Origin of the sequence: Enterobacter mori LMG 25706 (assembly GCF_000211415.1) — a bacterium.
Taxonomy (GTDB): Bacteria; Pseudomonadota; Gammaproteobacteria; order Enterobacterales; family Enterobacteriaceae; genus Enterobacter; species Enterobacter mori.
The window spans coordinates 109,444-124,404 of sequence record NZ_GL890779.1 but is presented as its reverse complement, the minus strand read 5'-3'; the positions used below and the strand labels follow the sequence as shown (position 1 = coordinate 124,404).

Annotated in this window: 9 protein-coding genes; 5 read left to right on the top strand and 4 right to left on the bottom strand. The window is 58.1% G+C overall.

Annotated features, from left to right (window positions below; translation table 11 throughout):
• Positions 1-55: 55 nt before the first annotated feature.
• Entirely contained in the window at positions 56-832 is a 777-nt protein-coding gene (sseB, locus tag ENTMO_RS0117920; RefSeq protein ID WP_010433977.1) for an enhanced serine sensitivity protein SseB, read from the top strand.
• Positions 833-849: 17 nt separating this feature from the next.
• Here sseB and ENTMO_RS0117915 read toward each other — a convergent pair whose 3' ends face one another.
• From ENTMO_RS0117915 to ENTMO_RS0117900, 4 genes are all read right to left on the bottom strand, one after another.
• The gene (locus tag ENTMO_RS0117915) at positions 850-1,620 is read right to left on the bottom strand and encodes a MurR/RpiR family transcriptional regulator (protein ID WP_010433975.1); all 771 of its coding nucleotides are present in this window, start codon (positions 1,618-1,620) and stop codon (positions 850-852) included.
• Entirely contained in the window at positions 1,620-2,465 is an 846-nt protein-coding gene (gene sseA, locus ENTMO_RS0117910) for a 3-mercaptopyruvate sulfurtransferase (RefSeq protein ID WP_010433968.1), read from the bottom strand. Before sseA ends, ENTMO_RS0117915 begins: the two co-directional genes overlap by 1 nt.
• A 90-nt stretch (positions 2,466-2,555) precedes the next feature.
• Positions 2,556-3,923: a 6-phospho-alpha-glucosidase gene (locus ENTMO_RS0117905; protein WP_010433966.1), complete on the bottom strand. Its 1,368-nt coding sequence runs from the start codon at positions 3,921-3,923 to the stop codon at positions 2,556-2,558.
• Positions 3,924-3,935: 12 nt separating this feature from the next.
• On the bottom strand, positions 3,936-5,480 hold the full coding sequence (locus ENTMO_RS0117900) for a PTS transporter subunit EIIC (protein WP_010433964.1): 1,545 nt from the start codon (positions 5,478-5,480) through the stop codon (positions 3,936-3,938).
• Positions 5,481-5,766: 286 nt separating this feature from the next.
• Here ENTMO_RS0117900 and ENTMO_RS0117895 point away from each other — a divergent pair, with 286 nt between their 5' ends.
• The 4 genes from ENTMO_RS0117895 to ENTMO_RS0117880 all read left to right on the top strand — a co-directional run bounded on the left by ENTMO_RS0117895 (position 5,767) and on the right by ENTMO_RS0117880 (position 14,947).
• Positions 5,767-10,719 (top strand): alpha-2-macroglobulin family protein, encoded by a 4,953-nt coding sequence (locus ENTMO_RS0117895; protein ID WP_010433962.1) that lies wholly within the window; start codon positions 5,767-5,769, stop codon positions 10,717-10,719.
• A gap of 1 nt (position 10,720) precedes the next feature.
• The gene (gene pbpC / locus ENTMO_RS0117890; protein ID WP_010433960.1) at positions 10,721-13,045 is read left to right on the top strand and encodes a peptidoglycan glycosyltransferase PbpC; all 2,325 of its coding nucleotides are present in this window, start codon (positions 10,721-10,723) and stop codon (positions 13,043-13,045) included.
• Positions 13,046-13,201: 156 nt separating this feature from the next.
• Positions 13,202-13,633 (top strand): nucleoside-diphosphate kinase, encoded by a 432-nt coding sequence (ndk, locus tag ENTMO_RS0117885; protein ID WP_010433958.1) that lies wholly within the window; start codon positions 13,202-13,204, stop codon positions 13,631-13,633.
• Between the two features lie 147 nt (positions 13,634-13,780).
• The gene (locus ENTMO_RS0117880; RefSeq protein WP_010433955.1) at positions 13,781-14,947 is read left to right on the top strand and encodes a bifunctional tRNA (adenosine(37)-C2)-methyltransferase TrmG/ribosomal RNA large subunit methyltransferase RlmN; all 1,167 of its coding nucleotides are present in this window, start codon (positions 13,781-13,783) and stop codon (positions 14,945-14,947) included.
• Positions 14,948-14,961 lie beyond the last annotated feature (14 nt).

The following is a 14,961-nucleotide window of genomic DNA, read 5'->3' as shown; positions in this document are numbered from 1 at the left end:
TCTCCCTTGAGGGAGAGGGCTGGGGTTAGGGGGATATGCATCATCTGGAATTGTTATGTCAGAAACCAAAAACGAATTAGAAACCCTGCTGGAGCAGGCGGCGACCGAGCCCGCCCACCGTCCGGCATTTTTCCGCACGCTGCTGGAATCCACCGTCTGGGTGCCGGGCACCGCGGCGGAAGGTGAGCAGGTCGTAGAAGACAGCGCGCTGGATCTGCTGCACTGGGAAAAAGACGACGGCACCTCGGTGATCCCGTTCTTCACCTCGCTGGAAGCGCTGCAGAAAGCCGTTGAAGAAGAACAGGCGTTCGTGGTGATGCCGGTACGTACCCTGTTTGAAATGACGCTGGGCCAGACGCTGTTCCTCAACGCTAAATTGCCGACCGGGAAAGAGTTCACGCCGCGTGAAATCAGCCACCTGATGGGCGAAGAGGGTAACCCGCTCAGCACTCAGGAAGTGCTGGAAGGGGGCGAAACGCTGCTGCTGTCTGAAGTGGCTGAACCGCCCGCGCAGATGATTGACTCTCTGACCACGCTGTTCAAAACGCTCAAGCCCGTCAGGCGCGCGTTCCTCTGCTCTATTAAAGAGCGCGCGGACGAGCATCCGGTACTGCTGATTGGTATTGAGGCGGACGGCGATATCGAGGATATCATTCAGGCGGCGGGAAGCGTGGCGACCGACACGCTGCCGGGCGATGAGCCGATCGATATCTGCCATGTGAAGAACGGTGAGAAGGGCATCAGCCACTTTATTACCGAGCACATCACCCCGTTTTACGAGCGCCGCTGGGGCGGCTTCCTGCGCGATCTTAAAACTAACCGCATCATCTGATTACGGCGGGGTGAATATCACCCCGTTGCTTCCAGCAGCAGTAAATCCATCAGCAGCACCAGATTTGACTCAAACGACGTCACACCCGCGGCTTCGGCGGCGTAGTGTACCGCTTCGTCATACAGGGCAAAGTGCACGTCCGCCATCCCCGCCAGCGTATTGGCCGAGGCGCGGGTAAAGGCAACGATTGTCATGCCGACGTTTTTGGCAATCCGCGCTTTATCCAGCACCTGCTCCGTTTCGCCGCTGCGCGAGACGGCAATAAAAACCTGATAGCGTGCGGCATTGCTGAGAAAAATATTTCGGCTGTCTCCCGGCCCGGAGATAAACGCCGTTTTGCCCAGCACCTGCAGCTTCTTGGTCAGGTACTCCGCAAACAGATAAGAAAAACCGGCGCCGTAGAGAAAGAAGCTCTCTTTCTGGCGCAGCAGGTCGGCAAACTGCTGGCGCTTCTCCTGCGTGACCCACCGGAAGGTGTGCTGATAGTTGGCGATAAACTGATTAAACAGCGCCGGGAGTTCTGGAAGGGAGGGCGCCTGAGCGGCAATATGCGGCGTGTCGGAAAGCAACTGCTTGCAGTGCCAGATAAACTCGCTAAAGCCGCTGAACCCCAGCTTTTGGCACAGCCGCATGATGGTGGCGGTCGAAACAAACGTCGCCTGCGCCAGCTCGCGCACCGTGATGTTGCCCACCAGCAGCGGATGCTCCGTGAGGTGGGCGAGGACGCGATACTCCGCGCGGGTTAGCGATGCCCCGCGCGTTAACAGCGTGGCCAGGCGGTTATCCATTATTTCGCGGGTTCGACAGGCAGATCGTCTCGCGCACCCCATTCGCTCCAGGCGCCGTCGTAAAGCGTGACGTCGTTCGCGCCGAGCGTGGCTAGTGCCAGGATCACTACGCAGGCCGTTACGCCGGAGCCACAGCTGGCAATAATCGGACGATGTAAATCCACGCCTGCACGGTCAAAAATGGCGCGCAGCTCGTCGGTGGTTTTCAGCTCGCCCTCAAATACCAGATCGCCCCACGGCACGTTCAGCGCGCCCGGAATATGTCCGCGCTTCAGCCCCGGACGCGGTTCATCCGCTTCGGCATTAAAGCGTGGAGCAGGACGGGCATCGACGATTTGCGCCGTTTTTTCATGGCTCACGACCAGCACGTCGGTCAGGCGTTTCACCACGTGCGCGTCGAACGTGGCATCAAATTCGCCTTCCGGCAGCGTCACGTCGCCCTGCTGAAGCGGCAGCTCGTCGCGCTTCCAGCCCGCAAGCCCGCCCGCCAGAATCGACACTTTTTCCACGCCGAAGTTTTTCAGCATCCACCACGCCCGCGGGGCGGAGAAGAGGTTACCCTCATCGTAAACAACGAGGTGTTTGTCTTTGCTGACGCCCAGCTCGCGCATCGCCACGGAAAATGCTTCCGGGCGCGGCAGCATGTGAGGCAGGGGAGAGGTGTGATCGGAGAGGGCGTCGATATCAAAAAATACCGCGCCAGGTAGATGTCCGGCACGGTATTCACCGGGCACGTCGCGATGCTCTTGCCCTGGCGGAGCCATACGCGCGTCAATAATTTGAACTTCCGGATCGTCGCCGTGCTCAATCAGCCAGTCGGCGGCGACGAAATATGAGGTGGACATGAGTTGCCTCCATTCTTTTCCGTAAAAAAGGATTGTCGGTGTTTTTTCTGACACCGACAAGCAAACCACGTTCAACTCGCGAGCAAGCCCCTATTTTTTCACCTTTTCGCCGTCCTGCCAGGCTTTTTGCAGTGCAGGCCAGTAGTCGCGGTTGGCTTCAATCATCTCATCCAGAATCGCTTTCGCGTGCTCCATGGTCGGCACGGTGCGGTTGAGGGTGAACGCCTGCAGCGCTTTCTCATAGCTGCCCTCGATGGTCGCCTCCACCAGCAGCTGTTCCGAGGTGAGCTGCTGTTGCAAAAGGGTCTGATGGAACAGCGGCACCTGACCGACGCGAATCGGTTCCGGGCCTTCGGAGGTGATATAAGCGGGCACTTCCACCACGGCATCGTAAGGCAGGTTGGTAATCGCACCGCGGTTTTCCACCATCACCAGATGGCGGCTCCGCAGGTTAAAGGCCAGCGAGCAGGCGACGTCAACGATGAATTCACCGTGGACGCCTACGTGGAAGGCATCCGGCAGAACCCCGGTGCGCTTGTACTCTTCGGCGGCGGCGAACAGCTTTTTCTCGCGCCCGTCCATCACTTCATTGGCGCGGGTATAGTCCGGGTTCTGATGCTCTACAATCTGGTTCGGCATCAGGTAGTACTGCAGATACGGGTTCGGCAGATACTCCGGAAAGTTGTCCATGATCGGCTTAATGTTGCGCCAGGTCTTCACCCAGGACGGATCGGAATGCTGCGGATCGGTTTTGGCCGCATCTTCCGTCAGCAGGCCAAACTTCGCGATATGTTTGCGCAGCTCCGGCAGCATGTCCTCGCCGTCCACCAGCACGCGGGTAAACCAGCCGAAGTGGTTCAGACCGAAGTAGTCGACTTCGAGCTTGCGGCGATCGACGCCCAGAATCGCCCCCATATTACGCATGGCAGCCACCGGCATATCGCAGATGTTCAGCACCCGCGCATTTGGCCGCAGGCGACGCACGCCCTCCGCGACGATCGCCGCCGGGTTGGAGTAGTTCACGATCCAGGCTTTCTCGTGCGCGTAGCGATCGACCAGATCGATAAGCTCGACCATCGGCAGGATCGTGCGCAGCCCGTACGCCAGCCCGCCGGGTCCGCAGGTCTCCTGCCCGACCACGCCGTGACGCAGCGGGATCTTTTCATCCTGCTCGCGCATCTTGTACTGGCCGACGCGCATCTGGGCGAAGACAAAATGTGCGCCGCTGAAGGCCACTTCCGGGTCACTTGTGACGGTAAATTTGATGCTCTGGCTGTGGTCGCGAATGACCTTCTCTACGACGGGCGCAATGGTGTTCTGACGCGCCTCGTCGATATCGTAAAGGCGAATTTCGGCCAGCGGGAAATCCTGCAGGCGCACCATCAGGCTTTTCACAATACCCGGCGTGTAGGTGCTACCGCCGCCGGCAATCGACAGGATAAATGGGGGTGTAAACATCTTTAGCTCCTCTCAGAGAAACGTCTCAACGGCTTCTCGCATTTTTTTGACGTGCAGCCCGTAGACCACCTGAACGTTGTTACCTTGTTTGATAATCCCTTTCGCGCCAGTCGCCTTCAGGCGCGGCTCGTCGATGATGGCGACATCCTTCACCGTGACGCGCAAGCGGGTGTAGCAGTTATCCACCACTTCAATGTTTTCCCGGCCGCCCAGCCCCACCACGATGGACTCGCCCAGCCCGTCGTTATTGCCTTTGGCCTGGTACTCCTGCTTGCTGTACAGGCGAGTCTCCTTATCGTCATCCTCACGGCCGGGCGTCTTCATGTTGAAGCGCAGGATCAGGAAGCGGAACACCACAAAGTAGAGGGCGAACATGATCAGCCCGACCAGGAGGTACATCGGCCAGTTGGACTTCTCCGTGCCGAGCGGCAGGTTGTAAAGGATGAAGTCGATAATCCCGTTGGCGCCGATGGCGTGAACGCCCAGCAACGAGAACAGCATCATGCCGATGCCGGTCAGCACCGCGTGCACCACGAAGAGCAGCGGGGCGACAAACAGGAAGGAGAACTCAATCGGCTCGGTCACGCCGACCAGCAGCGAAGTCAGCGCCGCCGGGATCAAAATGGCTTTCGCAATGGCTTTACGCTCCGGCTTCGCGGTCATGTACATCGCCAGCGCGGCGGCAGGCAGGCCGAACATTTTGCTGATGCCGCGCGCATCCCACACCACGGTGCTGCTGAGCTGTTTCACGTCCGGGCAGGCCATCTCGGCGAAGTAGATATTGCGCGCGCCCTGATAGGTTGCGCCGCATACCTCCTGCGTGCCGCCCAGCTCGGTATAGAGGAACGGCGTATAAACCAGATGATGCAGGCCGGTGGGGACTAGAATGCGTTCAAGGAAACCGTAGATTGCCACGCCAAACGGCCCGGAGCCTTTGATGGCCAGTGCCAGGGCGCTAATGCCGTGCTGGGCAAACGGCCACAATTCACTCATGACCACGCCGAGCAGCATGGAGACGGGGAGCATGACGATAGCGACAAAACAGTGGCCGGAGTAAATCGCCATCGCGCCGTTAAACTGCACGCCGGAGTATTTGTTGTAGAGATACCCGGAGAGCGCGCCGGTCAGGATCCCGGCGAACACGCCCATCTCCAGCACCTGCACGCCCAGCACCATGGTCTGTCCAGCCGCTTGCATCTGCTCGGCAGGCGCAAGCGCGCCCTGTAGTTGCAGCGTGACGTTCATGGCGTTGATGAATACCACAAAGGTCACCAGCCCAATCAGCGCGGCATAGCCTTTATCGCGCGTCGCCAGACCTATCGGGATACCGACGGCAAACACCAGCGCCAGGTTAACCAGTACCGATACGGCAGATTTCGCGATGAGCTGGCCGATATTCTGAATCAGAGGATGGCCAAGAAACGGCAGGTACTCGGCAAGATTGCCGTTACCCAGCACGTTACCAAAGGCGATAAAAAGACCGACAATCGGTAAGATAAGTACCGGTCCGTACAATGATTTTCCGAAATTTTGTAGGGCGTTCACGGCTCGTTTCATGGCTTTCTCTCTTATTGAACCGCGCACTCGGGGTGCGTCATGGTCATAAAACTAGCAGTCTTCAGGCACGCTTATCCAGCTATCTTCTTGTTTTAAAAACAAATGACGTGAAAGGTAACATGTGACGTTATGTGCTGTGATCGCGGTTCCATCACGGCGTAGCGGCGTGATGTCATTCTGCGAGGCGCTTTCAAGATCCTAAAATTGGACTTTTTGAATTAATGAAACTTGCGGATAATACTTATCCGGACGACGACCAACAGGCTCCATGGGCCAGGGACAAAGGATGAAACCGTTTCGCTTAGCCGCGCTCTCTCTTGCGCTGCTTACCACGTTTACGCTTGTCGGCTGTGATAACAGCGACGATAAATCTCAGGCTGCGGCTCCCGCGGCATCCACCGCATCAACACCGAAAGGCGCGGAAAAGCCCAATGCTGAAACGCTGGCTAAACTCGCCGCCCAGAGTCAGGGAAAAGCGCTGACGTTGCTGGATACCTCTGAGGTTCAGCTCGACGGTGCCGCCACGCTGGTGCTGACCTTTTCTGTTCCGCTGAATCCCGATCAGGATTTTGCGAAAACAGTGCATGTCGTGGATAAGAAAAGCGGCAAGGTTGACGGGGCGTGGGAACTTGCGCCTAACCTGAAAGAGCTTCGACTGCGCCATCTGGAACCTAACCGCAGCCTGGTCGTCACCGTTGAACGCGACCTGCAGGCGCTGAATAAAGCGACCTTTGGCATCGATTATGAAAAAGCCTTAACCACCCGGGATGTCGAACCGACGGTCGGTTTTGCCAGCCGCGGCTCACTGCTGCCGGGTAAAGTGGTGGAAGGCCTGCCGGTGATGGCGCTCAACGTTAACAACGTGGACGTGAACTTCTACCGCGTGAAGCCGGAGTCGTTAGCTTCCTTTGTCAGCCAGTGGGAATACCGCAATTCTCTAACCAACTGGGAATCCGATAACCTGCTGAAGATGGCGGAACTGGTTTACACCGGTCGATTCGACCTTAATCCGGCGCGCAATACGCGCGAAAAATTGCTGTTGCCCCTGAAGGATATTAAACCACTCCAGCAGTCTGGCGTTTATATCGCGGTCATGAACCAGGCAGGGCACTACAACTACAGCAACGCCGCAACGCTCTTTACCCTGAGCGATATCGGCTTGTCCGCTCACCGCTATCACAACCGCCTGGACATCTTCACTCAGAGCCTGGAAAACGGTGCGGCGCAGTCCGGCGTGACAGTTACGCTGCTGAATGACAAAGGCCAGACGCTTGCCGAGGCGAACAGCGATGCCGACGGTCATGCGAAGCTTGAAACCGACAAAGAAGCCGCGCTGATCCTGGCCAGCAAAGACGGCCAGACCACGCTGCTTGACCTCAAGCTGCCTGCGCTCGACCTGGCGGAGTTCGACATCGCAGGAAGCCCTGGCTACAGCAAGCAATTCTTTATGTTTGGCCCACGCGATCTTTACCGCCCGGGCGAAACGGTGATCCTTAACGGCCTGCTGCGCGACAGCGACGGAAAACCGCTTCCCGATCAGCCTGTGAAGCTTGACGTGCTGCGTCCGGATGGACAGGTTGCGCGTACGATTGTCGTCAAGCCAGAAAACGGACTCTATCGTTTTAACTATCCGCTGGACAGCGGGGCGCAGACCGGTATGTGGCATATTCGCGCTAACACCGGCGACAACCTGCAGCGGCTGTGGGACTTCAACGTTGAAGACTTCATGCCGGAGCGTATGGCGCTCAACCTGACCGGGCAAAAAGCCCCGGTATCACAGCAGGATAATGTCGACTTTAACGTGGTGGGGTACTACCTGTACGGCGCGCCAGCTAATGGCAATTCGCTGCAGGGCCAGCTGTACCTGCGTCCGCTACGTGAGGCGGTGGCTACGCTGCCGGGCTTCCAGTTTGGCGATATCGCCGAGGAAAACCTGAGCCGCAGCCTGGATGAAGTACAGCTTACGCTCGACGATCAGGGGCGTGGACAGGTCAGCACCGAAAGCCAGTGGAAAGAGGTACACTCTCCGCTGCAGCTGATCCTGCAGGCCAGCCTGCTGGAGTCCGGCGGCCGTCCGGTAACGCGTCGTGTTGAACAGGCTATCTGGCCTGCGGCTGAACTTCCGGGGATTCGTCCGCAGTTCGCCAGCAAGGCCGTTTACGACTACCGCACCGACACCACCGTCAACCAGCCGATTGTGGATGAAAACGGCAACGCCAGCTTCGACATCGTTTATGCCGACGCCAGCGGTACGAAAAAAGCGGTTTCCGGGTTACAGGTTCGCCTGATCCGCGAACGCCGGGACTATTACTGGAACTGGTCGGAGAGTGATGGCTGGCAATCCCAGTTTGATCAGAAAGACCTGGTCGAAAGTGAGCAGGAGCTGACGCTCAAGGCCGATGAGACGGGTAAAGTCACCTTCCCGGTGGAGTGGGGCTCATACCGTCTGGAAGTTAAAGCGCCTGATGAAATGGTCAGCAGCGTGCGTTTCTGGGCAGGGTATAGCTGGCAGGATAACAGCGACGGCACCGGTGCGGCACGCCCTGATCGCGTGACGCTAAAATTGGATAAGCCAGCCTACCAGCCAGGCGATACCATCAACCTGCACATGGCAGCACCGGCTGCGGGCAAAGGCTATGCGATGATCGAGTCCAGCGAAGGACCGCTGTGGTGGAAAGAGATCGACGTAACGGCAAACGGGCTGGATCTCTCCATTCCGGTAGATAAAGCCTGGAAACGTCACGATCTCTACCTCAGCACGCTGGTGGTTCGTCCTGGCGATAAATCCAAATCCGCCACGCCGAAACGCGCGGTTGGTCTGCTGCATCTGCCGATGGGTGACGAAAATCGCCGTCTGAATATTGCGCTGGATACTCCGCAGAAAATGCGTCCGAACCAGACGCTCTCTGTGAAAGTGAAAGCCAGCATGAAAGAGGGGGCTGTGCCGCAGAAAGTGAACGTCCTGGTCTCGGCGGTGGATAGCGGCGTGTTGAACATCACCGATTACGTTACGCCCGATCCGTGGCAGGCTTTCTTCGGCCAGAAGCGCTACGGCGCGGATATCTACGATATCTACGGCCAGGTCATTGAAGGGCAGGGACGTATGGCCGCGCTGCGCTTCGGTGGCGATGGAGATGAACTCAAGCGCGGCGGCAAACCGCCGGTGAACCACGTCACCATTATTGCCCAGCAGGCACAGCCGGTCACGCTGGATGCCAACGGGGAAGGCGCTGTTACGCTGCCGATTGGGGACTTCAACGGTGAGCTGCGCCTGATGGCGCAAGCCTGGACGGAAGACGATTTCGGCAGCAGTGAAAGTAAGGTGGTTGTCGCCGCGCCGGTGATTACCGAGCTGAACACGCCACGCTTCCTGGCAAGCGGTGATACCTCACGGCTGACGCTGGATCTGACTAACCTGACCGACCAACCGCAAACGCTGAACGTGGCCTTAACCACAACGGGTAAAGTGTCGCTGGAAGGCTCGCAGCCGCAGCCGGTTCAACTGCCTCCGGGGGCGCGCAGTACGATGTTTATTCCGGTGCGTGCGCTGGAGGGCTATGGTGACGGTGAAGTGACGGCTCAGGTGACCGGTCTGCAGCTTCCGGGGGAAACTTTCGCACCGCAGCAGAAGAGCTGGAAAATCGGCGTGCGTCCTGCATTCCCGGCCCAGACGGTAAACACTGGCGCGATGTTGAACCCAGGTGAGTCCTGGATTGCACCGGCGCAACATAGCAACGGTTTCTCGCCTGCAACGCTGCAGGGGCAACTGCTGCTGAGCGGCAAACCGCCATTGAACCTGGCGCGCTACATTCGCGAACTTCAGGCCTACCCGTACGGATGCCTGGAACAGACCGCCAGTGGCCTGTTCCCGTCGCTCTACACCAACGCGGCACAGCTGTCGGCGCTTGGCATTAAGGGGGATACGGACGATAAACGCCGTGCAGCGATCGATATTGGTATCTCCCGTCTGCTGCAAATGCAGCGTGACGACGGTGGTTTCGCCCTGTGGGATAAAAATGGTCCGGAAGAGTACTGGCTGACGGCCTACGTGACCGACTTCCTGGTGCGTGCGGGCGAGCAGGGTTACAGCGTACCTGCCGATGCAGTGAATAACGCCAATATCCGCCTGCTGCGTTATCTGCAGGATCCGGGCATGATGTCCATTCGCTATAGCGACGATACTCAGGCCAGCAAGTTCGCCGTGCAGGCCTATGCTTCGCTGGTACTGGCGCGTCAGCAAAAAGCACCGCTCGGCGCGCTGCGCGAAATCTGGGATCGCCACGGTCAGGCGGCTTCCGGGCTGCCGTTGATGCAACTGGGCATGGCGCTCAAACTGATGGGCGACGCCCCACGCAGCCAGCAAGCTCTGGGTCTGGCGCTCAAAACACCGCGCAACGACAGCAAAAACTGGATGGCCGATTACGGCAGCCAGCTGCGTGATAACGCGCTGATGCTCTCCCTGCTGGAAGAGTACAAATTGCTGCCGGAAGCACAAAACACTCTGCTCAATACCTTATCTGAAGAAGCGTTCAGCCAGCGCTGGCTGTCAACGCAGGAGAGCAATGCGCTGTTCCTGGCAGGACGTTCGCTGCAAACCTTGTCTGGTGCGTGGCAGGCAACGACCAGTCTTTCAGAACAAGCGCTGAGCGGCGATAAATCGCAGGTGCAAAACGTGAACGGCGACCAGCTTGGCGCGCTGCAGGTGACGAACACCGGTACAGAGCCGCTGTGGGTGCGCCTCGACAGCACCGGTTACCCGGAATATGCGCCCCAGCCAACGTCTAACGTGCTGCAGGTTGAACGCCATATCCTGGCAACCGACGGCAGCAGCAAGTCACTCTCTTCACTGAAGAGCGGTGAGCTGGTGCTGGTGTGGCTGGAAGTGAAGGCCAGCCAGAACGTGCCGGATGCGCTGGTGGTCGATCTGCTCCCGGCAGGTCTGGAGCTGGAAAACCAAAACCTGGCGAACAGCAGTGCCAGCCTGCAGGACAGCGGCAGTGAGGTCCAGAACCTGCTCAGCCAGATGCAGCAGGCGGATATTCAGCATATGGAATTCCGCGATGACCGCTTTGTGGCTGCCGTGCCGGTAAATGAAGGTCAGCCGGTCACGCTGGTCTATCTGGCGCGTGCCGTGACGCCGGGTACCTACCAGGTGCCGGTGCCGATGGTGGAGTCTATGTACGTTCCGCAGTGGCGGGCAACGGGTGCGGCCAGCGGCCCGCTGATTGTTGTTCCGTAATATGCAGATAGCTCGTCTGACACGCTCCCGCTGGCTTTGGCTGGCGGGAGCGCTTCTCGTTTTATGGGGGCTGATTATCGCCGCCGACCGCCTGTGGCCGTTGCCTCTGAAAGAGGTTAACCCCGCCCGGGTGGTGGTGGATGAGAAGGGCACGCCGCTGGGGCGCTTTGCGGACAGCGACGGGATCTGGCGCTACCCGGTTACGATTGAAGAGGTCTCTCCCCGTTATCTTGAGGCGCTGATCCAGTATGAAGATCGCTGGTTCTGGGATCATCCTGGCGTAAACCCGCTCTCTGTCCTGCGTGCCGCCTGGCAGGATCTCAGTTCTGGCAAAGTCGTCTCTGGCGGCAGTACGCTCACCATGCAGGTAGCACGCCTGCTGGATCCGCATCCGCGCACCTTTGGCGGTAAAATTCGTCAGCTCTGGCGGGCGATGCAGCTGGAGTGGCATCTTTCCAAGCGCGACATTCTCACGCTCTATCTCAACCGCGCCCCCTTTGGCGGTACGCTGCAGGGCGTAGGTGCTGCAAGCTGGACCTATCTGGGAAAACCACCATCGCAGCTCAGCTATTCCGACGCGGCGCTGCTGGCGGTGCTGCCGCAGGCACCGAGTCGATTACGTCCGGACCGCTGGCCTGAACGGGCTGAAGCGGCGCGAAATAAAGTGCTCGACCGTATGGTCACGCAGGGCGTCTGGTCTGCGAAGCAGGTCAAGGAATCGCGGGAAGAATCGGTATGGCTGGCACCCCGACAGATGCCGCAGCTGGCACCACTCTTTGCACGCATGATGCTTGGCAAAAGCCGCGACACTAAAATTGTCACCACGATGGATGCCGGACTACAGCGGCAGCTGGAAGAGCTGGCGATGAACTGGAAGTCCCGACTTCCTGCGCGCAGTTCGCTGGCGATGATCGTCGTGGATCATACGGATATGAAGGTGCGGGGCTGGGTCGGATCGGTGGATATTAACGATGACAGTCGTTTCAGCCATGTGGATATGGTCAATGCGATCCGATCCCCGGGATCGGTGTTAAAGCCCTTTATCTACGGTATGGCGCTGGACGATGGCCTGATCCATCCCGCCTCTCTGCTCCAGGACGTTCCCAGAAAAACCGGTGATTATCGGCCAGGGAATTTTGACAGTGGGTTTCACGGACCGGTCAGCATGAGTGAAGCGCTGGTGCGCTCTCTCAACCTGCCCGCGGTACAGGTGCTGGAAGCCTACGGGCCAAAACGTTTTGCCGGGATGCTCAGTAACGCGGGGTTGCCGCTGCTCCTGCCCGCGGGGGCGCAGCCGAATCTCTCCCTGATCCTCGGCGGTGCAGGCGCGCGGCTCGCCGATATAGCCGCGGCCTACAGCGCCTTTGCCCGACACGGTAAAGCGGGAAGGCTGCGGTTACAGCCGGGCGATCCGCTGACTGAACGTCCGCTATTGTCACAAGGTTCGGCGTGGATCATTCGCCGTATTCTGGCGAACGAGGCGCAGCCGCTGCCGGATAATGCGTTACCGCAAATCGTGCCGCTGGCGTGGAAAACCGGCACCAGCTACGGCTACCGTGATGCCTGGGCTATCGGCCTGAATGCCCGTTACGTGATTGGCATCTGGACCGGACGGCCGGACGGTACGCCGGTGGCGGGGCAGTTTGGTTTTGCCAGCGCGGTTCCGCTATTAAGCCAGGTGAATAACCTGCTTCAGTCTCGCTCAACGGTAGACGAAGCCCGTCTGCCGCGTGACCCTCGCCCGGTAAGCGTGGGGCGCGGGGTGATCTGCTGGCCGGGCGGTCAGTCGCTGCCAGAAGGCAGTGAAAACTGCCGACGTCGTCTTTCGACCTGGCTGCTGGAAGGGAGTGAACCGCCCACACTGCTCCTGCCCGAGCAGGAAGGCATACGCGGCATTCGCTTCCCGGTCTGGCTGGATAAAACGGGTAAACGTGTGGCGGCAGATTGCCCTGATGCAACAGAAAAAGTCCTGGATGTCTGGCCGCTGCCGCTGGAGCCGTGGCTGCCAGCAACAGAGCGTCGCGCGGTACGGGTCCCTCCGTCATCAACAATCTGTCCTCCGCTGTCGCAGGACGCACCAGCGCCACTCATCCTGACTGGCGTGCGCGAAGGGGCCGTCATTAAACGCCTGCCGGGCGAATCCCGCGTTTCGCTGCCGCTTCAGGCGACCGGCAACAGCGGTGAGCGCTGGTGGTTTTTGAACGGTGAACCGCTGAGTGTGAAGGGAAGAGTTTACACATTACAGCTTGATAAATCGGGCGATTATCAGTTACTCGTTATGGATGAGAGCGGGCAGGTCGCGACGGTGAATTTTACGTTGCAGTGATCTGAAAACAGCTTGCAGATGTGAGCTGTTGCTAAAACTCGTCTTATTTTAAAAAAATGTTACCTGAATCCATAGGCAATGGCGCTATTGCTCATTATAATCCGCGCCACACCATACTCAGGTATGCAAAACAACAGAACATTGACAGAGGTTATCATGGCTATTGAACGTACTTTTTCCATCATCAAGCCAAACGCGGTGGCAAAAAACGTTATTGGCAGCATCTTCGCTCGCTTTGAATCAGCAGGGTTTAAGATCGTTGGCACCAAAATGCTGCACCTGACCGTTGAACAGGCTCGCGGTTTCTACGCTGAGCACGAAGGTCGCCCATTCTTTGACGGCCTGGTAGAGTTCATGACCTCCGGCCCAATCGTGGTATCCGTACTGGAAGGCGAAAACGCAGTTCAGCGTCACCGCGATCTGCTGGGTGCAACCAACCCGGACAACGCGCTGGCGGGTACCCTGCGCGCTGATTACGCAGACAGCTTCACCGAGAACGGCACCCACGGTTCAGATTCCGTTGAATCTGCCGCGCGTGAAATCGCATTCTTCTTCGCAGAAGGCGAAGTGTGCGCTCGCACTCGTTAATATTTTCGTAAATGCCGCGTGCAAACGTGGCATCCCTGCGTCAGACTTTGTACAATGCAACGCCCCGGACGAGCAGACTGCTTTCCGGGGCGTTTCTTTTCAACCCTCCATGGGCCATAACGTGTAACAACGAGGCCGGATAAAATTATGTCTGAATTAGTGAATACCTCCGAAGTCGCCATTCCTGCGGTTCCAAATAAAAATGGAAAAATCAACCTGCTGGATCTGAACCGTCAGCAGATGCGCGAGTTCTTCAAAGATATGGGTGAGAAACCGTTTCGTGCCGACCAGGTGATGAAATGGATGTACCACTATTGCAGCGACAACTTTGATGACATGACAGACATCAACAAGGTCCTGCGCAACAAGCTCAAAGAAGTGGCTGAAATCCGCGCACCGGAAGTGGTGGAAGAGCAGCGCTCGTCTGATGGCACCATCAAATGGGCGATTGCCGTCGGCGATCAGCGCGTTGAGACTGTCTATATTCCGGAAGATGACCGCGCCACGCTGTGCGTCTCTTCTCAGGTAGGATGTGCGCTGGAGTGCAAATTCTGCTCTACCGCGCAGCAAGGCTTTAACCGTAACCTGCGCGTGTCTGAAATTATCGGCCAGGTGTGGCGTGCGGCAAAAATCGTGGGTGCAGCGAAAGTGACCGGTACCCGCCCAATCACCAACGTGGTGATGATGGGGATGGGAGAGCCGCTGCTGAACCTGACCAACGTGGTTCCGGCAATGGAAATCATGCTCGACGACTTCGGTTTTGGTCTGTCTAAACGCCGCGTCACGCTGTCTACTTCAGGCGTTGTACCTGCGCTGGACAAGCTGGGCGACATGATTGACGTTGCGCTGGCGATCTCCCTGCACGCGCCAAACGATGCGATCCGTGACGAAATTGTGCCGATCAACAAAAAGTACAATATCGAAACCTTCCTGGCTGGCGTGCGCCGCTACCTGGAGAAATCCAATGCTAACCAGGGCCGTGTCACCATCGAGTACGTGATGCTTGATCACGTCAACGACGGTACCGAGCATGCACATGAGCTGGCAGAATTGCTGAAAGATACGCCGTGCAAGATCAACCTGATCCCATGGAGCCCGTTCCCGGGCGCGCCTTATGGCCGTAGCTCGAACAGCCGTATCGATCGTTTCTCGAAAGTGCTGATGGAGTATGGATTCACCACTATCGTGCGTAAAACGCGTGGTGATGATATCGATGCCGCATGCGGACAGCTGGCGGGTGATGTGATTGACCGTACTAAACGTACGCTGCGTAAACGCATGCAGGGTGAGACAATCGCGGTCAAAGCTGTTTGATTATTATGCAGTCA